This window comes from Microbacterium trichothecenolyticum, from assembly GCF_041938625.1.
Lineage (GTDB): Bacteria > Actinomycetota > Actinomycetes > Actinomycetales > Microbacteriaceae > Microbacterium > Microbacterium trichothecenolyticum_D.
Map to the genome: position 1 here is coordinate 3,476,073 of NZ_CP169427.1, position 25,974 is coordinate 3,502,046.

The 25,974-nt window shown below is 70.8% G+C and carries 25 protein-coding genes; 10 read left to right on the forward strand and 15 right to left on the reverse strand.

What is annotated here, in order from left to right; all coding sequences use genetic code 11:
• The first annotated feature begins 64 nt into the window (after positions 1-64).
• The 3 genes from ACEYYH_RS16155 to ACEYYH_RS16165 all read left to right on the forward strand — a co-directional run bounded on the left by ACEYYH_RS16155 (position 65) and on the right by ACEYYH_RS16165 (position 3,571).
• Positions 65-1,717, forward strand: a complete 1,653-nt coding sequence (locus ACEYYH_RS16155) for a M28 family peptidase (protein ID WP_374978246.1) — start codon at positions 65-67, stop codon at positions 1,715-1,717.
• A 168-nt stretch (positions 1,718-1,885) separates the two neighbouring features.
• Positions 1,886-3,106, forward strand: a complete 1,221-nt coding sequence (gene fdhA, locus ACEYYH_RS16160) for a formaldehyde dehydrogenase, glutathione-independent (RefSeq protein ID WP_374975341.1) — start codon at positions 1,886-1,888, stop codon at positions 3,104-3,106.
• A 60-nt stretch (positions 3,107-3,166) separates the two neighbouring features.
• A complete protein-coding gene (locus tag ACEYYH_RS16165) occupies positions 3,167-3,571 on the forward strand; it encodes a heme-binding protein (protein WP_374975342.1) in 405 nt (134 codons plus the stop codon).
• A gap of 24 nt (positions 3,572-3,595) precedes the next feature.
• Here ACEYYH_RS16165 and ACEYYH_RS16170 read toward each other — a convergent pair whose 3' ends face one another.
• Positions 3,596-4,231, reverse strand: coding sequence for a 4a-hydroxytetrahydrobiopterin dehydratase (locus tag ACEYYH_RS16170; RefSeq protein WP_374975343.1), 636 nt, complete (start codon positions 4,229-4,231; stop codon positions 3,596-3,598).
• A 211-nt stretch (positions 4,232-4,442) separates the two neighbouring features.
• Positions 4,443-5,432 carry a hypothetical protein gene (locus ACEYYH_RS16175; protein WP_374975344.1) on the reverse strand — a complete coding sequence of 330 codons (990 nt, stop codon included), beginning with the start codon at positions 5,430-5,432 and terminating at the stop codon, positions 4,443-4,445.
• A gap of 270 nt (positions 5,433-5,702) precedes the next feature.
• On the opposite strand from ACEYYH_RS16175, the gene ACEYYH_RS16180 reads away from it, so the two are divergent.
• Entirely contained in the window at positions 5,703-6,410 is a 708-nt protein-coding gene (locus tag ACEYYH_RS16180) for a YqaJ viral recombinase family protein (protein ID WP_374975345.1), read from the forward strand.
• Positions 6,411-6,441: 31 nt separating this feature from the next.
• Here ACEYYH_RS16180 and ACEYYH_RS16185 read toward each other — a convergent pair whose 3' ends face one another.
• From ACEYYH_RS16185 to ACEYYH_RS16210, 6 genes are all read right to left on the reverse strand, one after another.
• The gene (locus ACEYYH_RS16185) at positions 6,442-6,945 is read right to left on the reverse strand and encodes a 2'-5' RNA ligase family protein (RefSeq protein ID WP_374975346.1); all 504 of its coding nucleotides are present in this window, start codon (positions 6,943-6,945) and stop codon (positions 6,442-6,444) included.
• Between the two features lie 43 nt (positions 6,946-6,988).
• Complete coding sequence (locus ACEYYH_RS16190; RefSeq protein ID WP_374975347.1) at positions 6,989-8,878, reverse strand: dipeptide ABC transporter ATP-binding protein; 1,890 nt, start codon at positions 8,876-8,878, stop codon at positions 6,989-6,991.
• Positions 8,875-9,738, reverse strand: a complete 864-nt coding sequence (locus ACEYYH_RS16195) for an ABC transporter permease (RefSeq protein ID WP_374975348.1) — start codon at positions 9,736-9,738, stop codon at positions 8,875-8,877. The genes ACEYYH_RS16190 and ACEYYH_RS16195 overlap by 4 nt, the downstream gene beginning before the upstream one ends.
• The gene (locus ACEYYH_RS16200; RefSeq protein ID WP_374975349.1) at positions 9,735-10,691 is read right to left on the reverse strand and encodes an ABC transporter permease; all 957 of its coding nucleotides are present in this window, start codon (positions 10,689-10,691) and stop codon (positions 9,735-9,737) included. The genes ACEYYH_RS16195 and ACEYYH_RS16200 overlap by 4 nt, the downstream gene beginning before the upstream one ends.
• Before the next feature lie 73 nt (positions 10,692-10,764).
• Complete coding sequence (locus tag ACEYYH_RS16205) at positions 10,765-12,414, reverse strand: ABC transporter substrate-binding protein (RefSeq protein WP_374975350.1); 1,650 nt, start codon at positions 12,412-12,414, stop codon at positions 10,765-10,767.
• A 47-nt stretch (positions 12,415-12,461) separates the two neighbouring features.
• Complete coding sequence (locus tag ACEYYH_RS16210) at positions 12,462-14,213, reverse strand: amidohydrolase (protein ID WP_374975351.1); 1,752 nt, start codon at positions 14,211-14,213, stop codon at positions 12,462-12,464.
• A 166-nt stretch (positions 14,214-14,379) separates the two neighbouring features.
• Here ACEYYH_RS16210 and ACEYYH_RS16215 point away from each other — a divergent pair, with 166 nt between their 5' ends.
• Positions 14,380-15,066 carry a TetR/AcrR family transcriptional regulator gene (locus tag ACEYYH_RS16215; RefSeq protein ID WP_374975352.1) on the forward strand — a complete coding sequence of 229 codons (687 nt, stop codon included), beginning with the start codon at positions 14,380-14,382 and terminating at the stop codon, positions 15,064-15,066.
• Between the two features lie 127 nt (positions 15,067-15,193).
• Here ACEYYH_RS16215 and ACEYYH_RS16220 read toward each other — a convergent pair whose 3' ends face one another.
• Positions 15,194-16,294: a hypothetical protein gene (locus ACEYYH_RS16220; protein ID WP_374975353.1), complete on the reverse strand. Its 1,101-nt coding sequence runs from the start codon at positions 16,292-16,294 to the stop codon at positions 15,194-15,196.
• 245 nt (positions 16,295-16,539) lie between these two features.
• On the opposite strand from ACEYYH_RS16220, the gene ACEYYH_RS16225 reads away from it, so the two are divergent.
• The 3 genes from ACEYYH_RS16225 (at position 16,540) to ACEYYH_RS16235 (ending at position 19,974) form a co-directional block, all read left to right on the forward strand.
• Positions 16,540-18,291 carry an MDR family MFS transporter gene (locus ACEYYH_RS16225; RefSeq protein WP_374975354.1) on the forward strand — a complete coding sequence of 584 codons (1,752 nt, stop codon included), beginning with the start codon at positions 16,540-16,542 and terminating at the stop codon, positions 18,289-18,291.
• Positions 18,292-18,302: 11 nt separating this feature from the next.
• Positions 18,303-18,767, forward strand: a complete 465-nt coding sequence (locus ACEYYH_RS16230; protein ID WP_116197037.1) for a MarR family transcriptional regulator — start codon at positions 18,303-18,305, stop codon at positions 18,765-18,767.
• A 181-nt stretch (positions 18,768-18,948) separates the two neighbouring features.
• The gene (locus ACEYYH_RS16235; RefSeq protein ID WP_374975355.1) at positions 18,949-19,974 is read left to right on the forward strand and encodes an NADP-dependent oxidoreductase; all 1,026 of its coding nucleotides are present in this window, start codon (positions 18,949-18,951) and stop codon (positions 19,972-19,974) included.
• A gap of 43 nt (positions 19,975-20,017) precedes the next feature.
• Here ACEYYH_RS16235 and ACEYYH_RS16240 read toward each other — a convergent pair whose 3' ends face one another.
• The gene (locus ACEYYH_RS16240) at positions 20,018-20,908 is read right to left on the reverse strand and encodes a LysR family transcriptional regulator ArgP (protein WP_374975356.1); all 891 of its coding nucleotides are present in this window, start codon (positions 20,906-20,908) and stop codon (positions 20,018-20,020) included.
• 71 nt (positions 20,909-20,979) lie between these two features.
• Between ACEYYH_RS16240 and lysE the strand changes: the two genes are divergently transcribed.
• The gene (gene lysE, locus ACEYYH_RS16245; RefSeq protein WP_374975357.1) at positions 20,980-21,717 is read left to right on the forward strand and encodes an L-lysine exporter; all 738 of its coding nucleotides are present in this window, start codon (positions 20,980-20,982) and stop codon (positions 21,715-21,717) included.
• A gap of 15 nt (positions 21,718-21,732) precedes the next feature.
• On the opposite strand, the gene ACEYYH_RS16250 is transcribed toward lysE, so the two are convergent.
• Complete coding sequence (locus tag ACEYYH_RS16250) at positions 21,733-22,086, reverse strand: DUF1801 domain-containing protein (RefSeq protein WP_116195960.1); 354 nt, start codon at positions 22,084-22,086, stop codon at positions 21,733-21,735.
• A gap of 63 nt (positions 22,087-22,149) precedes the next feature.
• On the opposite strand from ACEYYH_RS16250, the gene ACEYYH_RS16255 reads away from it, so the two are divergent.
• Positions 22,150-22,425, forward strand: a complete 276-nt coding sequence (locus tag ACEYYH_RS16255; protein WP_116197036.1) for an acylphosphatase — start codon at positions 22,150-22,152, stop codon at positions 22,423-22,425.
• Positions 22,426-22,431: 6 nt separating this feature from the next.
• Here ACEYYH_RS16255 and ACEYYH_RS16260 read toward each other — a convergent pair whose 3' ends face one another.
• The 4 genes from ACEYYH_RS16260 to ACEYYH_RS16275 all read right to left on the reverse strand — a co-directional run bounded on the left by ACEYYH_RS16260 (position 22,432) and on the right by ACEYYH_RS16275 (position 25,939).
• Positions 22,432-23,247 carry an amino acid ABC transporter ATP-binding protein gene (locus ACEYYH_RS16260; protein ID WP_116195959.1) on the reverse strand — a complete coding sequence of 272 codons (816 nt, stop codon included), beginning with the start codon at positions 23,245-23,247 and terminating at the stop codon, positions 22,432-22,434.
• Positions 23,234-23,902 carry an amino acid ABC transporter permease gene (locus tag ACEYYH_RS16265; protein WP_116195958.1) on the reverse strand — a complete coding sequence of 223 codons (669 nt, stop codon included), beginning with the start codon at positions 23,900-23,902 and terminating at the stop codon, positions 23,234-23,236. Before ACEYYH_RS16265 ends, ACEYYH_RS16260 begins: the two co-directional genes overlap by 14 nt.
• Before the next feature lie 71 nt (positions 23,903-23,973).
• On the reverse strand, positions 23,974-24,774 hold the full coding sequence (locus ACEYYH_RS16270; RefSeq protein WP_374975358.1) for an amino acid ABC transporter substrate-binding protein: 801 nt from the start codon (positions 24,772-24,774) through the stop codon (positions 23,974-23,976).
• A 118-nt stretch (positions 24,775-24,892) separates the two neighbouring features.
• Positions 24,893-25,939: an NAD(P)H-dependent flavin oxidoreductase gene (locus ACEYYH_RS16275; protein ID WP_374975359.1), complete on the reverse strand. Its 1,047-nt coding sequence runs from the start codon at positions 25,937-25,939 to the stop codon at positions 24,893-24,895.
• Positions 25,940-25,974 lie beyond the last annotated feature (35 nt).

Consider the following 25,974-nt stretch of genomic DNA (forward strand, 5'->3'; position numbering starts at 1 on the left):
CACATTTTCTTCACTTTGCCCTGCGCACGCCTTTGCATATGCTCCCTCGCGACGGGTGTCGACGATGATGCCCGCATTGGAGGGGAAGACGATGTACCCATCTAGAACACTTTCCAAGCGCGCCAAGGTGGCGGTGATCGCGACGACAGCGGTCGCCGCCCTGGCACTGGTTCCGGCGGGCGGCGCTGCCGCGGCTCCGACCCAGGCATGCGAGACGCGCACGAACAACACCTACGAGAAACTCCTCTCGTGCGTGACCGTCGACGGGGTCCTCGAGCACGAGAGGGCGCTGCAGGCCATAGCGGATGCCAACGGCGACACACGTGCGGCCGGCACGGCCGGCTACACCGAGAGCGTCGAGTACGTGGTCGACACGCTGGAGGCCGCGGGCTGGAACGTCGAGCTCGACGAGTTCCCGTTCACCTTCGTGCCGCCGCCGCTGCTCGAGCAGCTGACCCCGGTCGCCGCGGAGTACGCGTCGGGCAACTTCACCGGAACCGGCTACGGCGAGGTCACCGGCAACGTGATTCCCGTCGACATCGTCCTCGACATGCCCCGGGATCCGGTCACGAGCGGCTGCGACGCATCGGACTTCGTCGGTCTCGACTTCTCAGGGCCGAGCGACATCGCGCTGATCCAGCGCGGCACGTGCGAGTTCGGCGTCAAGGCCATCAACGCGCAGACGGCCGGGGCCGAGGCGGTGATCATCTTCAACCAGGGCAACACCGAACTCCGCTCCGGTCTCATCACGGGCACGTTGTTCGGCATGAACCAGACGCCGCTCAGCATCCCGGTCGTGGGCGCGAGCTTCGCCGACGGCGCCGCACTGGCTCAGGAGGGCTCGACGGCGCACATCGTCGTCGACCAGCCCGAATCGCGTCCGCAGGTCAACGTGATCGCGGAGCTGCCCGGCGTGAACGACACCAACGTCGTCATGGCGGGTGCGCACCTCGACTCGGTGCTCGCCGGTCCCGGCATCAACGACAACGGCAGCGGTTCGTCGGCGCTCCTCGAGATCGCCCAGCAGATCTCGAAGCTCAAGCCGCAGAACACCGTTCGCTTCGCGTGGTGGGGTGCCGAGGAGAGCGGGCTTCTCGGCTCGCACGCCTGGGTGGACGAGCAGGTGGCGGAGGGCACCCTCGACGAGGTCGCGCTCTACCTGAACTTCGACATGGTGGCCTCTCCGAACTACATCTTCATGGTGTACGACGGTGACGAGTCGGGTTGGGACGCGCCTGCCGGCGTGCCGATCCCGGATGGCTCCATCGCGATCGAGGATCTGTTCGAGAGCTACTACACGTGGGCGGGCGTGCCGTACGACGACGCGCAGTTCAGCGGCCGCAGCGACTACCAGGGCTTCATCCAGGAAGGCATCCCGGCGGGTGGTCTGTTCACCGGCGCCGAAGTGGTGAAGACCGCGCAGCAGGCGGAGATCTGGGGCGGTACGGCCGGCCAGCAGTACGACCCCTGCTACCACCTCGCGTGCGACGACATCGACAACCTCGCGCTGGACGCGCTCGACGTCAACTCCGACGCGATCGCGGCGGCCGTGATGACGTACGCGTACTCCACGGAGACGGTGAACGGCGTGCCCGGCAAGAAGGTGCCCGGCAACTTCATGTTCCCCGCTCCGGCCGGTCCCCAGGGCACGGTCAACCTTCCCGGTGGCGGCGGTCTCGCGCCCGACCACGACCACGCGCACGGCGACGTCGACTGAGTCGATGAGCTGAGCAGGGCGGGGGTGCCGGTGTCGGCGCCCCCGCCTTCCGATGTGCCGCGCCTCGGACCCCATTGCGTCCATCCGCCGGGAGGACGAAGCTCGGACGCGAGCCCCAGCACGACGAAGTCGCACGACCACGTCTGTTGCAGGGCGGAGAGGACGACGATGTCTGCAAACCGGGCAGTGGCCTACAAGGGACCGGGCGAGGTCGAGGTCATCGACACCGACTACCCCGAGTTCGAGCTGAAGGACGGACCGGGAGTGAACCCGGCGAACGTCGGCAGAAAGGTGCCCCACGGCGCGATCCTCAAGACCGTGTCGACGAACATCTGCGGCTCCGATCAGCACATGGTGCGCGGCCGCACCACGGCGCCCGCGGGCCTCGTGCTCGGGCACGAGATCACCGGCGAGGTCGTCGAGGTCGGCCCCGACGTCGAGTTCGTCAAGGTCGGCGACATCGTCTCGGTGCCGTTCAACATCGCGTGCGGCCGCTGCCGCAACTGCAAGGAGGGCAAGACCGGCATCTGCCTCAACGTCAACCCCGACCGCCCCGGCAGCGCGTACGGCTACGTCGACATGGGCGGCTGGGTCGGCGGGCAGGCCGAGTACGTCCTCGTCCCCTACGCCGACTGGAACCTGCTGGTCTTCCCCGACCGCGACCAGGCGCTCGAGAAGATCCTCGACCTCACCATGCTCTCCGACATCTTCCCCACCGGCTTCCACGGCGCCTACACCGCCGGCGTGCGGCCGGGATCGACCGTGTACATCGCCGGCGCCGGGCCCGTCGGGCTCGCCGCCGCGGTCGGCGCCCAGCTGCTGGGCGCGGCCGTCGTCATCGTCGGCGACCTCAACGCGGACCGCCTCGCCCGCGCCCGCTCGTTCGGCTGCGAGACGGTCGACGTGTCCCAGGGCGACCCGAAGGATCAGATCGCCGAGATCCTGGGTGTCCCGGAGGTCGACGCGGGCGTGGACGCGGTCGGCTTCGAGGCGCGCGGACACGGCACGGATGCCTCGCACGAGGCGCCCGCGACGGTGCTCAACTCGCTGATGGACCTGACCGCGGCCGGTGGCGCCCTCGGCATCCCCGGCCTCTACGTCACCGGCGACCCGGGCGGCATCGACGAAGCCGCGAAGGTGGGATCGCTGTCGCTGCGCCTCGGCCTCGGCTGGGCGAAGTCCCTCTCGTTCACCACCGGACAATGCCCCGTGATGCGCTACAACCGGCAGCTCATGATGGCGATCTTGCACGACAAGGTCCACATCGCCGACGCCGTCGGCGCCACCCCCATCGGGCTCGAAGACGCCCCGCAGGGCTACGCCGACTTCGACCAGGGCGCCGCCAAGAAGTACGTGCTCAACCCCAACGGCTACATCAAGACCGACTGACCGAATGGATGACGGATGCCTCGGGCCGAGGCATCCGTCCCGCTATGAAAGGAACTCCTCATGTCCGTGACCCTCGCAGACGCCCGCCGGGTGATCGAGGCCGCTGAGAAGCGCGCCGACGAGATCGGCCAGCCCATGAACATCGCCGTCGTCGACGCGGGCGGCAACCTCGTCGCGCACGTGCGCCAGGACGGCGCCTGGATCGGCAGCATCGAGATCTCGATCAGCAAGGCCTGGACGTCGAAGGCGTTCGACATCTCGACGAAGGACCTCGGCGACAACTCGCAGCCGACGCAGCAGTTCTTCGGCATCCACACCACCAACGCGCACGGCCGCGGCGTCGCCATCTTCGCCGGCGGCGTGCCGCTGAGCCGCGACGGCAAGGTCGTCGGCGCGGTCGGCGTCAGCGGTGGCTCCGGCGAGCAGGACCAGACCGTCGCGGAGGCCGGCGCCGCAGCGTTCTGACAGGGGCGGGCGAACTCGTCGGCGTCACGACCGCCAGGGGCAGAGGTCGACCTTGTGCCCGTCGGCGTCCGCGAGCGTCCACCACTCGGGCGCGTGCGAGTCGTCGACGATGACGCCGCCGGCGGCGAGCGCGGCGTCGAGCCGCTTCTCGATGACGTCCCGCGGGCCGTTGACGTCGAGGTGCGACCGGCCGCGCAGCGGCTTGTCGACCGGCTGGAACCAGATGAGCGGGCCGCGGCCGTCCTTGTCGAACAGGACGCCGTCGCGCACCTCCGAGAATCCGGTCGCCGCCTTCCAGAACGGCACGACCGCTCCAGGGTCCGGGGTGGCGACGGCGAGCATCACGTCGAGCATCCGCCCGGTGTCGGCCGGGATGTCGAGCTCGCGCGCAGCGTCGGAGATCTGCGCGGCGAGTGCGGCGTCCTTCACCGTCAGCCCACCTGCCGAATGCGTCATGAGCCGCACGCGCACGGTGGTGTACCTCACGTCGACATCGGGATGGTGGTCGGCGGCCTCGGCCAGGTCGGCGATCGCGGCGAACAGCTGCGCTCCGGCCGCGAACGTGCCCGTGCGGAACAGCGCGAACGCCCCGGTCACCCGCGGATGCCAGTCCTCGACACCGGGGAACGCGCGGAACTCGGCGGAAGTGATGGTGTCCATGCCCCGAGGATGCCACCCTCACGGCCCGTCGCAACCCCCTTGCGCGCCACCGTCGACCTCGTGCCTCCCCGCCGGCCGGCACGTTGACATCGTGCGATCTCGCCGAGGTGACACGTTCCACGCGCGCGGATCGTGTCACCTCGGCGAGATCGTGCGTTCCGCGCGGACGGATGCTGCGATCCTCCGTCGCCCATGCCACAGCGAGGTGCGGTCATCGCCCGGGAGGCGTGATCCCGAAGGCCGCGAGACGCTTGGCCAGCGCCGCCGGCGTCACGATGTGGACGCTCTCGACACGCACCAGCCGCCTCTGCGTCGTGCCGCGGATCCAGTCTTCGCGGCGCTTCTCGTCGAGAAGGACTTGCTCAAGGCTGCGGCCGGAGCGCATCGCCTCGTCGAGATACTTGTTCTGGCCGTCGAACTCGAAGAAGGTGCGCACCTCCTCGATTTCGATGTCGACGACGTAGTCCTTGCCCGAAGGCGCGGGTACAGGGACCTGCAACCGCAGTCGACGGAACCCGAGCCGAGCGAGCTGCAGGCGGCTGACCGCTTCCCCCGGCGATTCGGATCGACCGTCAGCGAAGCGAATCACCTGCTGCGCCTGACGCACGCCGCGCGCGCCCTTCGATCCGTGACAACGCTCGAGCATCCGATCGCGCCACGCCTCGGCGGCGATCTCGTCGTACCCGTCCTCACCCAACGCCACTTGCCGCAGGGCGGCGTCAGCGGCGGCGACGGCCGCCTCGAGACTCAGCGTGCGGACCATGTCGAAGGTCGTCCTCTCCAGGGATGTGCAGCGGATGCCGAAAACGGTCTCGATGTCGGCTTCGGGAAGCAGATCGTGGTGACGCCGCAACCCTGGTCGGCTCGACATCCCAGAGCCCCTGCCCAGCGTCACGTGCACCGCGGTCGGCACGTGTCTATAGAAGGGCAGCGTGCGCAGGGCGCCCGCCGAGTCGTACGACGCGACGCCGTTCCGGGTCCTCATCTCGGCCGCCGCCGCGCTCAGTTCGACGAGATGGCGCGACTCTGGCCAAAGGTCGTCCCAGACGGCGGCCGCGACATAGCGATTGCGTTGCAGCTTGCGCAGCTCGCCAGCCTGAAGTGCCCGCGCGATCTCTCGCTCACTCATCCCCTGCGCGCGCAGCTGGTTCCGCGAGAGGACGGCGGCCGCAGCATCCGGAAAAGAAAGATGACGAGGCATGCGCTCATCGTGCGGTCCGCGCGCCCCGGCAGCGTACTCGCGCACGGGATGTGTGGAAAGGGTCGGCGCGCATGCCGCTGGGGAGGACACGGTGTCCCCGTTGACATCGTGCGATCTCGCCGAGGTGACACGTTCCACGCGCGCGGATCATGTCACCTCGGCGAGATCGTGCGTTCCGCGCGGACGGATGCTGCGACCCACCGTCCCTGCTGCCACGGCCGCGGTGCGTCGCAGGCGGCGGATGTCGGGTCGGCGGCGTAGCCTCGAAGGGTGAATCCCGAGCACCGCGTCGCGCGCCCGTCCGGGCTCGCGGCGCAGGCACCGGAGGTCGCCGCCCGCATCGTCGCGGATTCGCGCGACCGGGTGGCCTGGGTGCGCGCTCGATCGAGGGGGATCACGGCGACGGACGTCGCCACCCTCACCTCCGACAGGGCGATCACCCGCGCGGCCGACGCGAAGCTCCTGGGCTCGGGCTTCTCCGGCAACGCGTACACCGCGCACGGTCGCGCACGCGAGCCCGAGATCGCGGCCTGGGTGGCCGCGACCCACGGCATCCAGCCGTCCTCCGCCCTCTTCCACGCCGTCGTCGAGAAGCGGCACCTCGCGACCCCCGACGGGATCGCGGTCGACGCGGCGGGGCGCATCACCCTCGCCGAGATCAAGACGACGAACAAGGCGTGGCGCAGCATCCCGCGGGGCTACCTCCGCCAGGTGTGGTGGCAGCAGCACGTGCTGGGCGCCGAACGCACGCTGGTCGCGTGGGAGCAGCACGACGGCTTCGTGCCCGTCGGCGACGAGCCGCGGTGCGCGTGGGTCGACCGCGACGACGCGGAGATCGCGAAGCTCGTCGCCCTCGCCACGGCCCTCATCGACGAGCTCTACCTCCGCACGATGCGCGCCAGACAGCAGCCGGCACGGATGCCGCAGCCCCCCGCCGCGCCGCGCGAGCCGTTCCGCGCGCTCGCCCTCGCGGACTGACCGCTCCCGCAGCAGGCACCCTCACCCGCACTCATCGGATCGTCGTGACGCGCCGGGCCTCGGCATCCCACACCCGCGCACCCGTCGCCTGCCCGCTGACGTGCGGTGCCTTGATGAGGCGCATCGCGGTCGCCAGTCGCACCGCGGTGAGCCCCCGCGCCAGCGTGATGTGGGGAGTCCAGTGGTCGACGCCCGTGTTCGAGTAGCGCGGCTCCGGCCTGCCGGCGATCTCGGCGACGGCGCGGTGCACCGCCAGCAGCGCCGAGCTCACGATGACCTGGCGCGTGAGGACGTACCGGTCTTTGTGACCGAGGAGCAGCACTCCCCCGAGGTCCAGCGGGACGGGCAGGAGCTCGGCGAGGACGGCGAACGCGGACGGGTCGAGCCGCTCGCGCACCGCGAGCGTCACGTGCGGTCGGTTGCTGGGCGCGGGATTGCGCCCCGAACTCGGCAGATCGGCTCCGAGCAGCCGGTCCCAGTCCTCCCGCACCGCGCGGTCGAGCACGTCGTCCGGGATCAGTTCGACGCTGAACACGCCTCCATCCTCCCGCGCGCCGGCGTCCTCCGCGGGATGCCGGTCACCGCGCCTGTCCGGCTGCCTCCACTCTCGCCGCCTCCACCGCTGCTGCCTCGGCCTCGCCGTCGTCGACAGGTACGTCCGGAGCATCGCTGTCGACACCTGCGGCCTCGACCTCGGCGCCCGCCGCTTCCGCGTCCCACCCGGGCTTGGGCACGGAGTCGATGAGCAGCCGCGTGTACTCGTGCTGCGGGGCGGCGAGCAATTCGGCCGTGCGACCGCGCTCGACGATCTCGCCGCGACGCATCACGACGGTCTCGTCGCACACGCGTCGGACGACCGCGAGGTCGTGGCTGATGAAGAGGACGGTGAGCCCGCGCTCGCGCCGGATGCGGTCGACGAGGTCGAGCACCTGCGCCTGCACCGAGACGTCGAGCGCGCTCGTCGCCTCGTCCATCACGAGCACGTCCGGCTCGATCGCGAGAGCACGGGCGATCGCGACGCGCTGCCGCTGGCCGCCCGAGAGCGTCCGCGGCCGCGCCGCGGCGTGCTTCTGGCCGAGTCCGACCTGGGCGAGCAGGTCGAGCACCCGCGATCGGGCCTCCGCCGCGCTCAGTCTGGTGTGCAGGCGCAGGGCGTCTTCGATCGCCCGGCCCGCGGTGATGCGCGGGTCGAGCGACAGGTACGGATCCTGGAACACCATCTGCACGCTCCGCGCGTGGGCGAGCCGCTCGCGCCGGTTGCGAGGAACCGCCGTGCGCTCGCGGCCGTCGATGCGGATGTCGCCGATGTCGGCGGCCTCGAGCCCCACGATCATGCGCGCGAGCGTCGACTTGCCCGACCCCGACTCCCCCACCACGCCGAGCGCGCCGCCGCGGGGAACCGCGACCGACGCGTCGATCACCGCGCGCACCGGCTCCTTGCCGCGGCGCACGTAGGTCTTCGACACCCCGGTCGCCGCGAGCATCGGCGATGCGGGCACGGCCGTGGCCGCAGCATCCGTCCCGCGCTCTCCGTGCACGGAATCGGAAGTCGTCGACGACGCGCCGGTGGACGGATGCTGCCCCCCGGCGTGCCCGGCAGAGTCTCCGATTCTGTGATCCGCGGTCGAGCCGGGCGCGGCGCCGAGGAGCGTCGGAGTCGCGGCGACCAGTCTCCGCGTGTACTCGGCCCGCGGGTCGCGCAGCACGTCGTGCGCTCGGCCCTGCTCGACGACCTGTCCGCCGCTCATGACGTAGACGCGGTCGCACAGTGATGCGGCGAGGTTGAGGTCGTGCGTGATGAAGAGCATGCCCATGCCGCGGCTCGCGCGCTGCTCGGTGAGCACGCCGATGATCTCGGCCTGGGTGGTCACGTCGAGGGCCGTCGTCGGTTCGTCGCACACGAGGAGCTTCGGCGACGTCGTCAGGGCTCCCGCGATCATGACCCGCTGCAGCATGCCGCCCGAGAACTCGTGCGGGTATTGGCGCAGGTGGTCCTCGGGGCGCGGGAGGCGCACCGCCTCGAGCAGTTCGACGGCGCGAGCGCGCGCAGCATCCGTCGACCATCCCTCCGCGAGGCGCAGCGCCTCGGTGAGGTGGTCGCCGATCGTGCGCATCGGGTTGATGCCCGCGCGCGGATCCTGGAAGATCATCGCCGCGCCGTGGCGGCGCAGCTGCCGAAGCTCGGGCGCGGGAGCCGACAGCACGCCGGCGCCGTCGAGCACGACGTCACCGGTGATCGCGGAGCGGTCGGGCACGAGTCCCAGCACCGTGCGCGCGGTCAGCGACTTGCCCGACCCGGACTCGCCGACGAGGCCGACGGTCTCGCCGGCGGCGACCGAGAGCGAGATGCCGTGCAGCAGCCGCGTGCCGTCGGCCAGGTCGAGCGTCAAGTCGCGGATGTCGAGCAGGGCCGGTCTCGGTGCGGCCGGCGCGGCCGCCGGATCCACGACGGTCTCGGTTGCGGTCATGCCGGGATCTCCCCACCGATGCGGTCGGAGAGCTCTTCCCCGATGATGTTGACGGCGACGACGACCACGACGACGGCGACCGCCGGCACGATCGCGGGCAGGACGTGCCCGCCGATGAGCCCGGCCTGCGCCTCGTTGATCATCGCGCCCCAGTCGGCCGTCGGCGGCTGCACGCCGAGACCGAGGAACGACAGTGCGGCGAGTTCGGCGAGCACGTACCCGAAGTTGAGCGTGGACTGCGCCCCCACGATCGGCGTGACGTTCGGCAGCACGCGGCGCAGCGCGATCCACACGCCGCCGAACCCCTGCACGCGGTAGGCGGCGACGTACGGGCGGGTGCGCTCGGCCGCGATGAGCGATCGGGTGAGGCGCGCGACGAACGGCGCGTACGCGATGCTCATCGCGATGACGGGGGCGACCAGTCCCTTGCCGAAGAGCGCGACCGCCATGATCGCGATGAGCAGCGACGGGAAGGCGAACAGCACGTCGAACAGGCGCCCGAGCACGGCGTCGATCCAGCCCCCGCGCCAGCCGGCGACGAGGCCGAGGAGGACGCCGAGCACCGTCGAGGCGATCACCACGAGGAGCGGGCCGAGCAGGGCCGTGCGCGCGCCGTAGATGAGGCGGCTCAGCGTGTCGCGGCCGAGGCCGTCGGTGCCCAGCCAGTGCGCGGCGCTGGGCGGCGCGTTCACCGCGGCGAAGTCGACGGCGTCGGGGTTGTACGGCGCGAGGAACGGCGCGAAGATCGCGGCCAGCGTCATCGCGGCGAGGACGCCGAGTGCGATCGCGAACGTCAGGCTGGTGCGGGGCAGCCGCGGTGCGCGCAGCACCGTGACGGCGAGGGTGGGTGTCGTGGTCATCGGGCACCGGCTCCGGCTGCGGATCGGGGATCGATCCAGGGTTCGAGGACGTCGATCACGGCGTTCACGAGCACGAACGCGGTCACGACGAGGAGGACGATCGCCTGCACGACCGGGAAGTCGAGGCGGTCGACCGACTGCACGAGCAGCGAGCCCATGCCCGCGAGACCGAACGCCGCCTCGACGATGGAGCTCGCGACGAGGAGGCCGGCCACCAGCATCCCGCTCACCGTCAGGATCGGCCCCACGGCGTTGCGGAACACGTGACGGCGGATCACCGTGCCGCGCTTGATGCCGCGGCTGATCGCGACCTCGACGTGCTCGCGGTCGAGCTGGTCGATCATCGACGACCGCGTCACCTTGCCCACGAGCACGACGAAGACGATCGCGAGGGCGATCGAGGGCAGCACCAGGTGGTAGACGGTGTCCCAGAACCCCTCGCCCGAACCGAACGACGGGAACCAGCCGAGCTGCACCGCGAACACCGCGATGAGCACGATCGATCCGACGAACGACGGGATCGCGCCGAGCACGGTGAGCCCGATGAGGATCGAGCGGTCCGCGAGCCGGCCGCGGTGCAGCGCGGCGATCGCACCGGCGATGAGGCCGACGACCGCGATCATCGTGCCCGCCATCACGACCAGCCCGAGCGTGACGGGCAGTCGCTCGCCGAGCACCACGGTGACGTCCTGGCGGTACTGCAGCGAGCGCCCGAGGTCGCCCTGCAGGAGCCCCGCCACCCAGGTGAGGTACTGCTGCCACGGCGGCAGGTCGAGGCCGTACTGCGCGGTGATCTGCGCCACCGCCTCCGGGCTGGGCTTGCGGCCGCGCAGCAGGAACGCGACGGGATCGCCCGGCACCAGGAAGCGCGAGAAGAACACGAGCACGGATGCCAGGAACAGGGTGAGCAGCAGGCCGCCGAGCTTGCCGGCGATCCGGCGGACGGCGATCATCGCTCCCCCGCTCCCCCTGGCCCGGTGCCGACCCGGGCCGGGCCCGACGGCGACCGCCGGGCCCGTGCTCACGTCAACGGGAGCCAATGGTCGCCGCCCACGGGTAGTACATGAACGCCACCGACGGGGCCACGCCGGTCACCCGGTCACCGAGGAACAGGGTCATCGGCCCCTGGAACAGCGGCAGCCACGGCAGCTGCTCGTTCGCGATGCGCTGCGCCCGCGCGGTGACCTCGCTGCGCGCGGCCGGGTCGTCGATCGCGACGGCCTCGTTCACGAGTGCGTCGAACTCGGGGTCGCTCCAGTTGCCGTAGTTGCTGAACTCGCCGGTGCGCAGCACCCCGTACATCTCGAGCGGGTCGGGGCTCGACAGGTACCACGACGTGTAGAACAGGTCGATGCCCTCGCGTGCGGTCGGGTCGGAGAACAGCGCCGTGTAGGCGCTCGGGCTCACGGTCTCGATGGTCGCCTTGAGCCCGATCGACTGCGCCGCCGCTGCCGCGCCCTGCGAGATCACGGCGAAGTCGTTGCTGATCGGCGCCGTCGCGATCACGATCTCCTCACCGGCGACGCCGGCCTCGTCGATGAGCTTCTTCGCGGCCTCGACGTCGTACGGGTACTCCTCGAGTCCGTCGAACGCCTCGGTCAGCGCCGCATCGCTCGCGCCGACCCACACCGACTCGGTAGTGAGCACATCGGTGACCTCGCCGTAGCCCTTGGCCGCAGCATCCAGGATCCCCTGCCGGTCCATCGCCATCAGCAGCGCCCGGCGCACGCGCTCGTCGCCCAGCGGACCCTCGAGGTTGCTCACGACGAGGCTGCCGACGGCCGTGTTGAGACCGAAGTACATGTCACCCTTGCCGGAGGACTGCAGCTGGGCGATCGCGTCGGCCGGGATCATCCAGCCGCCGTCGACCTCGCCCGACTTCAGCGCGTTCACCCGCGCGTTGGGGTCGGTCATGAAGAGGATGTCGACCTCGCCGGCCTGGGCGCGCAGCGTGTCGTCCCAGTAGTCGTCGTAGCGGGTCAGTGTGACGGATTCGCCCGACTTCCAGTCGGTGAGCGCGAACGGCCCGGTGCAGTTCACCAGCCCCGACGAGTTGCCGTAGTCGGCGCCCTTCTCCGCGAGCGTCGCGGCGGACTCGACCACGCCGGCCGAGCCGCCCATCGCCAGGTTGAACTGCGAGTCGGGGCCGTTCATCGTCACGGTGACCTCGCGGTCGCCGGTCTGCTCGATCGATGCGACGTTCTGGTACACCGAGTACCAGGACGAGCCGACCTCGGGATCGAGGTGCCGGCTCATCGACGCGACCACGTCGGCGGCGGTGAGGGACGAGCCATCGTGGAACGTCACGCCGTCGCGGATCGTGTAGACCCACGTCTCGGGCGTCGGGTGCTCGAACGCCTCCGCCAGCCCCGGCGACAGCGTGAAGTCGGGGTTCAGCCGCAGCAGGGACTCGCATACGTTCGCGAGCACCTGGTTATCGGCGTAGTCGAACGCGTACGCATAGTCGAGCGAGTAAGGCTCGGAGTAGCTCACCCACGAGAACGAGTCGATGTCGCCCGACGGGGCGGCCGTCTGGGTGGTGTACTCCCACTCGGGGGCGTCGGTGGCGTCGGGGCTCGACGTGTCGGCGCTGCACGCGGACAGGACGAGCGCGGCCGCGACGCCGGCGCCTGCGACGGCGAGCAGGCGACGGGCGGTGCGTCGGGTGCGGGTCATGGTGCTCCTCGGGTTCTGACTGCGGTGTCGGGTGGTGGAGAAGGGACTCAGGACAGGACGGATGCTGCGGCCTCGGCGCCCGCGTCGGCGTCGGCGTCGGCGCGCGCGAAGACGCACTCCCCGTCGATCCATGTCGAGGCGACGCGGCAGAGGTACAGGTCTTCGGTGGGCACCGTGAACGGGTTCGGCTCGACGACGACGAGGTTCGCGAGGTAGCCCGCGCGGAGGTAGCCGGTGTCGTGGTCGCGGTGGTTCACGTACGCGGTGCCCGACGTGTAGGCGGCGAGCGCGGTGGCGAGGTCGAGCCGCTGGTGGGCGCCGCCGAGCGGCTCGGCGTCGGACAGCGGGGCGACACGGTTCACGGCGATGTGCACGCCCGCGAGCGGGTCGGCGCTCGACACCGGCCAGTCGCTGCCGCCGGCGAGGCGCACCCCGGCCCGCTGCAGATCACCGAACGGGTACTGCCGCGCTGCCGCGGACTCGGCGAGGAACGGGAGCGTCAGCTCGTCCATCTGGTCCTCGTGGCACGCCCACAGCGGCTGCATGTTCGCCACCGCGCCGGCCGCTGCGAAGCGCGCCACGTCCGCCTCGTCCACCACCTGGATGTGGGCGAGGTGGTGACGGCCGTGGGTGGCGCCGTTGACCTCCGCCGCCGCCTCGACCGCGTCGAGCGCCTCGCGCACGGCGCGGTCGCCGAGGGCGTGGAAGTGCAGCTGGAAGCCCGCCGCGTCGGCGGCGATCGCGTATTCGCGCAGGCGCTCGGCCGGGATGAACGACAGGCCGCGGTTGTCCGTGGAATGTCCGTGCCCGTCGCGGTACGGCTCCAGCATCGCGGCCGTGTGGTTCTCGGCGACGCCGTCGACCATGAACTTGATCGAGCCCAGAGAGAAGCGGTCCTCGTGGCCGAGCGCTGCGACCTCGTCGCGCGCGCGGATCATGCCCTCGAGCTGCTCGATCCCCTCGCCGCGCTCCCACCACTGCGCGCCCACGACATGGGCCAGGAGCGTCCCCTCGGCGAGCGCGCGACGGTACGAGGCGAGCGCACCGGGGATCCCCGGGAAGTTCCCCACCAGTGCGTCCTGCCAGCCCGTGATGCCCTGCGCGATGAGGTCGTCCTGCGCGCGCAGCAGGCCCGCGTAGGCGAGGTCTTCGGAGATCTTCGGGCGGACGTCGGCGAAGAGGTCGCCCGCGCCCTCGTGGAACGTGCCGGCGGGGTGGCCGTCGGCTTCCCGCTCGATCCGTCCGTCGGCGGGGTCGGCCGTCGTCGCGTCCACGCCGGCAGCCCGCATCGCCGCAGTGTTCGCCCACGCCGAGTGGTGGTCGCGGCTCGCGAGCAGCACCGGCCGGTCGGGCACGATGGCGTCGAGCGCTGCGCGCAGCGGTGCCCCGCCCGGAAAGTGGTCCATCGACCAGCCGCCGCCGACGATCCACTCGACGTCGGGGTTCTCGGCGGCGTAGCGCGCGATGGTCGCGAGGGTGTCGGCCGCGTCCTCCGCCCCCGTGAGGTTGCACTGCAGCAGTTCGACCCCGCCCGACATGGGGTGCACGTGCGCGTCCTGGAAGCCCGGGGCGAGCATCGCGCCCGCGAGGTCGACGACCTCGGTGTCCGGACCGATGAACACGGATGCCTCATCCTCGGCGCACACCGCCACGATGCGCCCGTCCCGCACAGCGACGGCCTCGCCGCTCAGGGCTTCGGCGCTTCCCGCGCGAACGAGGTCGGAGCTGAACAGCGCGCCTCGGATGAACACGGTGTCTGCGTACGGGGTGTCTGCGTCTGCAGGAATGGCAGCGGCCACGGGACCTCTCCTTCGTCGTCGAACGGATCGCTTGACGATAGACCGCCGTCATCGTCCATGTCAACAGTGTTGACAGCTACGCTGACAGAGCAGATAGTCTCAGGACGTCACGACGCGGCGACAGGGCCTCCGTGGCACGATGGACGCGACGGCGAAAGCGGGGATCATGGCGGCACGCACCGGGGCGACCCCCGACAAGGCCGGCACGAAGCGCCTGGACCGGGCGACGATCATCGCGGCCGGCCTCGAGCTCGCCGAGACGACCGGATCCGCCTCGCTCTCGATCCGCGACCTGGGCGCGAAACTGGGCACCGACCCGACCGCGGTCTACCGCCACTTCCGCGGCAAGGAAGAGCTGATGAGCGCGCTGCTCGACGAGCTCACCCTCCGCAGCCTCGCTGCCGTGACCGCCGACCCCGAGGAGTGGCAGGAGCGCCTGCGTCAGCTCGCGTCGGCGACGCTGACCGAGTTCGCCCGCTACCCCGCGGTGGGGCAGGAGGCGATCGTCCTCACCACCCACGGCCCCGGAGAGCTCGACGCCATCGAGTTCATGCTCGACGCCTTCTCGCGCGCGGGACTCACCGGCGACGCCCTGGTGCAGCACTACGCGCTCATGGCCACCCACGTCCTTTCGATCGCCGCCGGCGTGGCCCGCGCGCGGGCAGAGCGTGCGACCCTGGTCGCGGCGGACGCCAGCCCGTGGTTCGAGGGGCCGCTGCTCGTCGACCCGATCAAGCACCCCCACATCGCGCAGATGTCCGCGCAGCTCCTGGATCTCAAAGACCGCGAACTCTTCATGCTCGGCGTCGAGTCGGTCATCCGCTCCGCCGAGCACGCCGCCCGCCCGGCCTGACGCGGATGCCGGGCCGCAGCATCCGTCCCGCATCGCTCGTTCACATCACCTGCTCTCACCGAGCGCACGGGTTATGAACGCACACGACGGGTGATCTCGGTGAGAGCACCCGATGTGAACACCAGGGTCACCGGCGCGGCGGGGTGATCCCGAAGGCAGTGAGGCGACGACCGAGCGCCTCGGGCGAGACGATGTGCGGGGCCTCGGCGCGGCCGAGCCGCCGCTGGGTCGTGCCTCGGATCCAGTCCTCGCGGCGCTTCTCTTCGAGAAGCACTTCCTTGACCGTCTTCCCCGACGCGACCGCGAGTTCTTCGTATTTGCCCATGCCGTCGAACTCGTAGAAGCTCCGGACCTCCTCGAGGCCGATGTCGACGCGAAAGGTCCGCCCGTCCGGGCCAGGCACCGGCACCTGGAGCCGCAGCTCGCGGAATCCGAGTCGACTGAGCTGCAGTCGACTCACGGCCTCACCGGGTGACTCCGAGCGGCCGTCGGCGAAGCGGATGACCACTTCGGCCTGTCGAACGCCCCGGCCGCCGCGCGCGGCCTCGCATCTTCGCAGCATCCGCTCGCGCCACGCGTCCGCCGCCCGCTCGTCGTACTCGGATCCGCGCATCGCCTCGCGCCGCAGCGCGGCATCCGCCACGGCGACCGCCGCCTCCATGCTGAGCGTGCGCACCAGGTCGAAGACGGTGCGGTCCAGCGTCGTGCATCGGATGCCGTTGACCACGGTGATGTCGTCGCGGGGAAGCAGATCGGCATGGTGTTGCAGCCCGACGCGGCTGGAACCCCGTCGCGCTTCGGGCTTGAGGAGGTGGACCGCCGACGGCGTGTGCCGATACAGGGGCAACTCCGCCAGAACCCCGGCCGACTCATGGGAGGCGACGCCATCGCCGTCGCGCATCTCCGCGACGGCGGCACACACCTCGATAAGGTGACGCGACTCCGGCCAGAGATCGTTCCAGAGCTTCACCCCGACATATCGGTTGCGCTGCAGCCGCCGCAGCTCCCCTCGCCCCACGGCGTCACCGATCGCCCGCGCGGTCATACCGCTCGCGCGCAACTGCTCGCGGGTGCGGACTGCGGCGATGGCCTCATCGAAAGTCAGGTGGCGCGGCACGCGACCCACCCTGCCCGCGACGGCAGCCGGACGCTCGACCGGATCCGCAACCTGTGCGCTACTCATCCTCGCAACGACCTGTGGAGGAACGGATGCCGCGAGCCGCAGCATCCGTCCCACTTCGCTCGTTCACATCACGTGCTCTCACCGAGCGCACGCGTCATGAACGCACACAACGGGTGATCTCGGTGACAGCACCCGATGTGAACATCCCGCTCGCTCCTTGACCCCGCAGATAGTTGACACGCATCAACCATTGGGCGTATCGTTGACGTAAATCAACTGTTGACCCTGGTCAACCTTCTTGCGCGCCGACGTCGCCGCGACACCACCACGCCTCGTTCCTAAGGACTCCTATGGCCACCTCCACCCCTGCGACCGGGTCGGTCGCAACCTCGGCCGACGAGAAGCGCCGCCACCGGCAGGTGCTGCAGGCGCTCACGGGACTGCTGCTCGGCATGTTCGTGTCGATGCTCGCGTCGACCGTCGTGTCGACCTCGCTCCCCGTCATCGTCCACGACCTCGGCGGCGACCAGGCGGCGTTCACGTGGGTCGTCACCGCGACCCTGCTGACCACCGCGATCTCCACCCCGATCTGGGGCAAGCTCGCCGACCTCTTCAACCGCAAGCTGCTCATCCAGATCGCCATCGTGATCTTCGTGCTCGCCACCGCAGCCGCCGGCTTCTCGCAGGATCCCGGTACGCTCATCGCGTTCCGCGCGGTGCAGGGCATCGGCGCCGGCGGGCTCGCCGCGCTCAGCCAGGTCATCATGGCCGACATCATCAGCCCGCGCGAGCGCGGCCGGTACATGGGCCTCTTCGGCGCCGTCATGGCGGTCGCGACCGTCGGCGGCCCGCTCCTCGGCGGGTTCATCACCGACACGATCGACTGGCGGTGGAACTTCTTCATCGCGCTGCCGTTCGCGGTCGCCGCACTCATCATGATGCAGCGCACGCTGCACCTGCCGCCGCGCCCCAGGGTGAAGGCGCGCATCGACTACTTCGGCATCGTGCTGCTTTCGACGGCCGTTTCGCTGCTGCTCATCTGGGTGACCAACGCGGGCAAGGACTACGACTGGTGGAGCACCGAGACCATCCTCATGGTCGGCGGCGCACTCCTCGCGGCCGTGCTCTTCGTCATCGTCGAGCTGCGGTCGAAGGAGCCCCTCGTTCCCCTCACGATGTTCCGCAACCGCACCTTCACGCTCGCAGTGATCGCCTCGATCTCGATCGGCATCGCGATGTTCGGCACGTCGGTGTTCCTCAGCCAGTACATGCAGCTCGCCCGTGGCGCGACCCCGACCGAGGCCGGCCTCATGACGATCCCGATGATCGGCGGCCTGCTCCTGGCGTCGATCGTGATCGGCGGCCTCGTCACCAAGCACGGCCACTGGAAGCCCTACCTCATCGTGGGCGGCGTGCTGCTGATCGCCGGCTCGTACCTGCTGTCGACCATCCACTACGACACGAACTTCGTGCTGGTCTCGCTCTACATGTTCCTGCTCGGCGCGGGCGTCGGCATGACCATGCAGAACCTCGTGCTCATCGTGCAGAACACGGCGAACCCGAGCGAGATCGGCGTCGCGAGCTCGGGAGTCACGTTCTTCCGCAGCCTCGGCGGCACGATCGGCGTCTCGGTGATGGGCGCGGCGCTCGCGACCTCCGCGACGAACCTGTTCACCGACCGCAAGGACGACATCGGCGCGGCGCTCATGGCACTCGGCGAGAAGGGCGCCGCCATCGGGCAGCAGCTCGCGTCGGGCACGATCCCGCAGGTCTCGGCGCTGCCCGAGTCGATCCGCGTGATCGTCGAGGACATCTACGCCCAGGCGATCGCCCACTCGTTCCTGATCGCCGTACCGCTGGCCGTGATCAGCCTCATCGCGATCATCTTCCTGCCCAACAAGCCGCTCACCCGCATGACCACGAGCGAGCGCGTCCAGGCGAGCGAGGCCGACCTCGCCACGGTCTCGGTCGCCGAGGGCATGGAGACGCTCGCGCCCGCCGGCATCGTCGGGGACACGGATGCTGCGGCCCCGGCCTCGACGCCGGGCACCGCTGAGTCCCCGGCTGACGCCGCGGACGAGGCATCCGTCACCCGACGCTAATGTCGAAGCTGATGACCTCCGACGACACCCGAGCGGCGCGCACCGAGGCGGTGCGCGCCCTCGAGGCGGAGTTCTCGGAGCTGATCAACCGCATCCGGCGGATCCTCATCGACAACGCGAACCGCGTGAGCCCGGGCATGCTGCCGGGCGCCTACAAGGTGTTCACGACCATCGTGCGCCGCGAGGGCATCACGCTCTCGGCGCTGGCTGAGTCGCTCACGTCGGACAAGGGCCAGATCAGCCGCACGGTGCGCGAACTCGAGCAGCTCGGCCTCGTGCAGCGCACGCCCGATCCGGACGACGGGCGGTCGAGCCTGCTCTCCCCCACACCGTTCGGGCTGGAGCGCCTGGCCGAGGCGCGCGCCCCACAGGAGAACCTGCTCGTGGACGCGCTCGAGGAGTGGCCGGTCGACGACATCCTCAACCTGACGCGCCTGCTGCACGCGCTCACCCTCGGCGAGCGCCCGGCGTCCTGACCGCCGCCCGGGGACGGATCGCGCTCCAGGGCCGCGCCGCTCGATCGTCCGCTGCTTCCCCCGCCGTGTTGCGACACCGGTAGCACCGGCGTAACACGGGCGAGACGAAGGCAGGGTTGACTGTACGCAACGGGGGTTCAGTTCTGTGCCGAAGGCGGCACGCCCGCGGAAGGAGCGCATGATGAGGATCCGACCGCTGCGATCGGCACCCGAGATCCCGCTCGCGCCCGTCGAGGCGCCGCCCGCCGACATGACGGCGATGGTCGTGGACGCCCCCGGTGACGCGGACGCGCTGCACGCAGCATCCGTCCCCGTCCCCTCGCCCGTGCTGAGCGAGGTGCTGGTGCGGGTCGTCGCCGCGGGCGTCAACCCGATCGACGCCAAGACCCGAGGTGGAAAAGGCGTCTCAGGCGCGATTGCGGCCTACCCCTCGACCCTGGGCTACGACTTCAGCGGCATCGTGGTGAAGAGCCCCTACGAGGCGCACCCGCTCGCGCCCGGCACCGAGGTGTTCGGCATGACGTCGTTCCCCCGCACCGGCGGCTCGTACGCCGAGTACGTGGTGGCCCCCTCGCTCTCGGTCGCCCGCAAGCCCGCCTCCTTGTCGCATGTCGAGGCCGCGGGTGTGCCGCTGGCCGCGCTCACCGCCTGGGGCCTCGTCGTCGAGACCGCCCACGCGCACGAGGGGCAGCGCGTGCTGATCCACGCGGGCAGCGGCGGGGTCGGCCACTTCGCGGTGCAGTTCGCGGCCTATTTCGGTGCGCACGTCACCGTGACGGCGTCCGGCCGCAACGCCGCGTGGCTGCGCGAGCTCGGGGCCGCCGTCGTGATCGACTACACGACCACGCGGTTCGAGGAGGTCGTCGGCGAGGTGGACGTCGTCATCGACCTGGTCGGCAACGTCCACGCCTCCACCGGCACGCGCTCGCTCGAGGTGCTGCGCCCCGGCGGTCTCTACGTGCTCGTGCCGACCGGCTCCTGGCCCGGCTACGCCGAGGCGGCGGCCGAGGCGGGCGTGCGCACCACCTCGTACAAGGTGATCCCCGACGGCGGCGCGCTGGCGACCATCGGCCGCCTGCTCGAGTCCGGCTCCGTGCAGGTCTACATCGAGCAGGTGTTCGACCTCGCCGAGGCAGCCGCCGCGCACCGCGCGATCGAGACCGGGCACACACGCGGCAAGGTCGTGCTCCGCGTCAGCGACGGCTGACCCGCGCGGGCTCCGGTTCGCCGTGCCCCACCCGTGAATCGGGTCAGCGGGGAGCGAGTACGCGCCGGCCCTCGGCGACGATCGCGTCGGCGATGGCGTCGAGCAGCGGCGAGCGCAGGTTCCACTGCTGCCAGTGCAGGCCGACGTCCACCGGCGGACCGCCCAGCAGCACCAGTTCGCCGCGTTCGAGGGCGTCGTGCGACTGGAAGCGCGGCAGCATCGCCCACCCGAGCCCGAGACGCACCGCCGACGCGAAGTCGTTCGACGCGGGCACGTAGTGCCGCGGCGGCTGCGCGGGATCGATACCCTGCTGCGCGAGCCACTCGTTCTGAAGGTCGTCGCGACGGTCGAAGTCCACGAGCGGGGCATTCGCCAGCGCCGTCACCCGGTCGCCGCTGAGCCACCGCGCGGCGTACGCGGGCGTCGCCACCGCCTCATAGCGCATGGCGCCGAGCGCCGACGAGCGGCATCCGGCCACCGGCGCCGCGCGCGAGGTGACCGCGCCCATCACGGTCCCCGACTCGAGCAGCCCCGCGGTGAAGTCCTGGTCGTCACGGTGCAGGTCGAAGACGACGGGATGCTGCTCCGCGAGCCGCGCGAGAGGCTCGAGGAACCACGTGGCCAGCGAGTCGGCGTTGACGGCGAGCGGCACGACCGTGAGTGCGGCCTCGTCGTCACCGGCGCCGAGCTCGGCGAGGGCGTCGTGCTCGAGCAGCGCCGTCTGGCGCGCGAGCCGGATCACCGACATCCCCGCCTCCGTGGGCCGCACGGGCTTGGAGCGCACGAGCACCAGCCGCCCGAGCTGCTCCTCGAGCGCCTTGATGCGCTGGCTGACCGCCGACGGCGTGACGTGCAGCCGGCGGGCGGCCGCGTCGAGCGTGCCCTCGTCGACGACGACGGCCAGGGTCTCTGCCAGCTCGAACGGAATACGCATCTTCAGTTCTGCTAATGGTACTGAAGATCCATGAGCTGGACTACGGATGCTGCCGCTCGTAGCGTCGAAGGGTGCTCTCCCCCGTCCTCGCCGGCCTCGGCCTCGGCTTCTCCCTCATCATCGCCATCGGCGCTCAGAACCTTTTCGTGCTCCGCCAGGGCCTGCGGCGCGAGCACGTCCTCGCCGTCGCCGCGATCTGCGCGATCTCGGACGCCGCACTCATCGCGCTCGGGGTCTCGGGCATCGGGGTCGTGCTGCAGGCCGTGCCGTGGCTCGTCGACGTGGTGCGCTGGGCGGGGGCGCTCTTTCTGGTGGCGTACGCGGTGCTGGCGGCCCGTCGCGCCTGGCGCCCCTCGGGCGAAGCACTCGGCGGGGGCGACGCCGCCCACCCCGCCGCCGGTGAAACGCACCGCGCAGCACCGCCCGCGCACACGCACACCGGCGACGCGCTCGAGCCCGACGCCTCCGCGTCCGCCGTGCGCAGCGACATCCGCACCGCCACCGCGCCCACCGCACGCGCCCGTCTCATCCCGGTGCTGCTGACCTGCCTCGCGCTCACGTGGCTCAACCCCCACGTGTATCTCGACACCGTCTTCCTCCTCGGCACCGTCGCGAACACGCACGGCGACCAGCGCTGGCTCTTCGCGGCCGGCGCCATGGCCGCGAGCCTCATCTGGTTCTTCGGCCTCGCGTTCGGCGCACGTCTGCTCGGCCGCTGGCTGTCGACGCCGCGCGCGTGGCGCATCCTCGACGCGGTGATCGCGGTCGTGATGATCGTCCTCGGCGTCTCGCTGGTGCTCCCCCACTGAGCGCATCAGCGGCCGTCAGCCGTCGATCTGCTCCTTGCGGGCGAGCACGAGCGCACGAACGACGTCGTCCGGCAGAGGATGCTCGGGTTGATAGCGGATCGTCCCCTTGTCGAGACCGATGCCGGGGTGCCCGGCGAGCGCGTCCGCGACGGCCGACACAGCCTCAGGACTGAACGGATACACCCCGATGTGCTTCTTCGCCCGCATGACCGACACCAGCGGCTTGCCGCGATACACGAGTGCCGGCATCCCGTATCCGAGCCCCTGCTCCGCGTCGGGCGCCTCTTCCCGGGCGAGCGCGTAGATCCGCTCGACCGACGGGCGGTCGGCCGGGTCGAGTCCTGCCAGGAGTTCGTCGACGGTTCCCATGTCGGCATCCTGGCCGACGACGCCCGGTCGCGGCAAGCCGCGCGCGGCGGCAAGATGGGCGGCATGAGACGCGTGCACGTGACGGTCCGCGGCGACGTCCAGGGCGTCGGCTACCGCTATACGATGCGCATCGTCGCGCGCGAGGCCGGGGCGGCCGGCTGGGTGCGCAACCGCCGCGACGGCTCGGTCGAGGCCGAGGTCGAAGGCACGCCGGGTCAGGTCGACGAGGTGCTCGCGTGGATGGCCGAAGGCCCACCCGGTTCCCGCGTCGAGCAGGCGACGGTGACGGATGCTGCCACCACCGGTGAGCGCGGCTTCGAGGTGCGCCCCACCGGCTGAGCCGCGTCATCCGTCGAACGGTCGCAGGATCCTGTCGATGAAGCGGCGGGTGCGCTCGTGCTGAGGTCGGCTGAACAGCTCCTTCGGCGCACCTCTCTCGAGGACGGAGCCGCTGTCGAAGAAGAGCACCTCGTCGGCGACCTCTCGCGCGAAGGCGAGCTCGTGCGTGACGATGACCATCGTCCACCCTTCCTCGGCGAGCTCCTTGAGCACGAGGAGCACCTCGCCGACGAGCTCGGAATCCAGGGCGCTCGTCGGCTCGTCGAACAGCAGCAGTGCCGGCTGCAGGGCGAGGGCTCGCACGATCCCCACCCGCTGCTGCTGTCCGCCCGAGAGCTCGAACGGATACGCGTCGCGCTTCTCGCCCAGCCCCACCCGCTCGAGGAGCGCCTCGGCGCGCGCGATCGCCTCGGCCTTCGGGACGCGGTGCGCGTGGATCGGCCCTTCCGTGACGTTCTGCAGCACGGTGCGGTGCGGGAAGAGGTTGTGGTGCTGGAACACCATCGCGGAGCGGTCGCGCAGCGCGATCTTGTCCGCCTTGGAGACCGGTGCCGCGAAGTCGACCCGGGGGCCGTCGGCGAAGGCGACCGTCCCCGCCTCGGGCGTCTCGAGGCCGTTGAGCGAGCGGAGCACCGTGGTCTTGCCCGAGCCGCTCGGGCCGATGAGGGCGACCACCTCGCCGCGCCGCACCTCGAAGTCGACGCCGTCGAGCACGCGGTTGGTCCCGAAGGTCTTGGTGAGGCCCGACACCTCGAGGAGCGGGCGATCGTCGGCGGGAGCCGGCGGGGCGAGCGCGTCGTCGGTCGGATCAATGGGCGACATAGCGGTCCAGCCTCCTCTCGATCGCGCTCTGCCCGGTGGAGAGCACGAGGCAGATCAGCCAGTAGATGAGGGCGGCCTCGAGGTAGATCGCGAGGACCTCGAACGAGAACGCGGCGATCTGCTGTGCCTTGCGGAACATCTCGGTCACGAGGATGGTCGACGCCAGCGACGTGTCCTTGACGAGCGAGATGAACGTGTTCGACAGCGGCGGCACCGACACCCGTGCCGCCTGAGGCAGCACGATCCGGGCCAGGGTCTGCGTCTGAGAGTACCCGACGGTGTGCGCGGCCTCCCACTGGCCCTTCGGCACCGACAGGATCGCGGCGCGCACGATCTCGGCCGCGTATCCGCCGACGTTGAGCGAGAACGCGATGATCGCGGCCGGCCAGGGGTCGATCACGATGCCCACCGAAGGCAGCCCGTAGAAGATGACGAACAGCTGCACCAGCAGCGGCGTGCCTCGGATCACCGAGACGTAGAACCGGGCGATGCCCGACAGCACGGGATTGCCCGACAGGCGCAGGAGCGCCACGGCGATCGCGATCACGAGCCCGAGAGCGAACGAAGAGAGGGCGAGCGGAATCGTTCCGGTGATCGCGGCGAGCAGCAGCGGCCAGAACGAGTCCACCAGCAGCGCCCAGGTGGTGCCGTCCATGCGGGTCCTCCCTTTGCGGCAGACGACGCCGCCGCCCGCCCACGGTAGGACGAGCGGCGGCTCGAGGGCTACTACTGGGTGACGTCGGCGCCGAAGTACTTCTCGCTGATCTCGGCGAGCACTCCCTCTTCGCGGAGCTCCGCGAGGGCACCGTCGATCGCCTCGGCCAGCGCGTCCTTGTCCTTCGTGAACGTGAAGGCGCTGAGGCTCGGCTCATCGGTCTCGGCCGCGATCTTGAGGCCCGTCGGGCCCTCAGTCTTCTCATAGTCGAGGTAGGTCAGGCTGTCGTTGATCGTGGCATCGACCCGGCCCTGCTCCAGGAGGGCGACCGCCTGGGCCCAGCCCTCGACGGCCTCCACGGTGGCGCCGCTCTCCTGGGCGAGTTCGTACCAGTTGCTCGTGAGCGACTGCGCCGTGGTCTTGCCGGCGAGGTCGTCGAAGCTCGTGATCGAGTCGTCGTCCTCGGGCACGACGATCACACCCGGTGAGACGGTATACGGCTCGCTGAAGAGGTACTTCTCCTCGCGCTCCGGGTTGATCGACACCTGGTTGGCGATGACGTCGAAGCGGCCCGCGTCGAGGCCCGCGAAGATCGCGTCCCACTGCGTCTCCTGGAACTCGACCTCGAGGCCGAGCTTCTCGGCGACCGCCTCCGCGATCTCGACGTCGAAACCGACGAGCTCGCCGGACTCGTCGTGGTATGAGAACGGGCGGTAGGTGCCCTCGGTCGCGACCGTCAGCGTGCCGGCCGTCCCCAGGCCGTAGTCGTCGCCCTCGGCGGTGGCGGCGGTTCCGGCGGAGCCGCTGCTGCACGCGGTGAGGGCGAGGGCTGCGGCGGCGGTGAGAGCGAGTGCGGTGATGCGGCGTGACATATGAGGATTCCCGGGTGGTGCGGCGTGCTGTGTGCGATCCGCCGTGTGCGGCGGACTTTCCAGTACAACATGGTCTCGGCGGTCGGGGGCCGTCGTTGCGCTTTGTTGCCGGGACCTCTCAGGCGGGCAGCCCCGCCACCAGCTCCCCGAACACCTCGGCCGCGTCGTCGCTGGGCGCGAGCCCGGCGGCCTGACCGGCCCACAGCGACACGAGCTCGCCGTCGCCGCGGCGCCCGGCCTCTGCGCGGAACTGCCCGGTGAGCCAGTTCTGCGCCGGGAACGGCGCGATGATCCCGGTCGTCTCGATCTCACGCATGGCGCGGTTCGGGAGGCCGCGTGCCAGGCGCCCGCTCATGGCGCGGGTGAGCACGGTCGCGGTGTCGGCGGCGTCGGCCAGCGCCTGACGGTGCGCCTCCGTGGCGGCAGACTGGCGCGTGCGGAGGAACGCCGAGCCCACCTGCACGCCCGAAGCGCCCAGCGCGAACGCGGCCGCGACGCCGCGACGGTCGGCGATGCCGCCGGCAGCGATCACCGGGACGTCGACGGCGTCCACCACCTGCGGGACGAGGGCGAAGGTGCCGACCAGCGACTGCTCCGCAGATCTGAGGAACGACACCCGATGGCCGCCCGCCTCGGCGCCGGTCGCGACGACCGCGTCCACCCCGGCCGCCTCGAGGGCGACCGCCTCCGCGACGGTGGTGGCCGTGCCGATGACACGGATGCCGCGGCTGCGCGCCGCCGCGACCACGTGCTCCGACGGCACGCCGAAGACCACGCTCAGCGCCGCGGGCGCAGCATCCATCACCGCCGTCAACTGCGCGTCGAGATCGGGCAGGAACTCGATCGGAGGCGTCGGGTGCGACAGCCCCAGCTCGTCGTAGAGCGGTGCAACGGCTTCGATCGCCGGCTTGAGGTCGACCTCGCCCGGGGTGACCTCGTCACCGGTCGGCAGCCACAGGTTGACCGCGAACGGGCGCCGCGTTGCGGAGTGCAATGCGGCGATCGTGTCGCTGATGCGGTCGGCGGAATAGCCGTAGAGGCCGTACGAGCCGAGCCCGCCGAGCTCGCTCACCGCTGCCGTCAGCTCGATCGACGACAGCCCGCCGAAGGGGCCGAGCACGATCGGCGCGTCGATTCCGAACAGGTCCTGGAGCGTCTTCGACATGCCTCAGACGCTACTCCCGCCGTCGCGACCGCGCC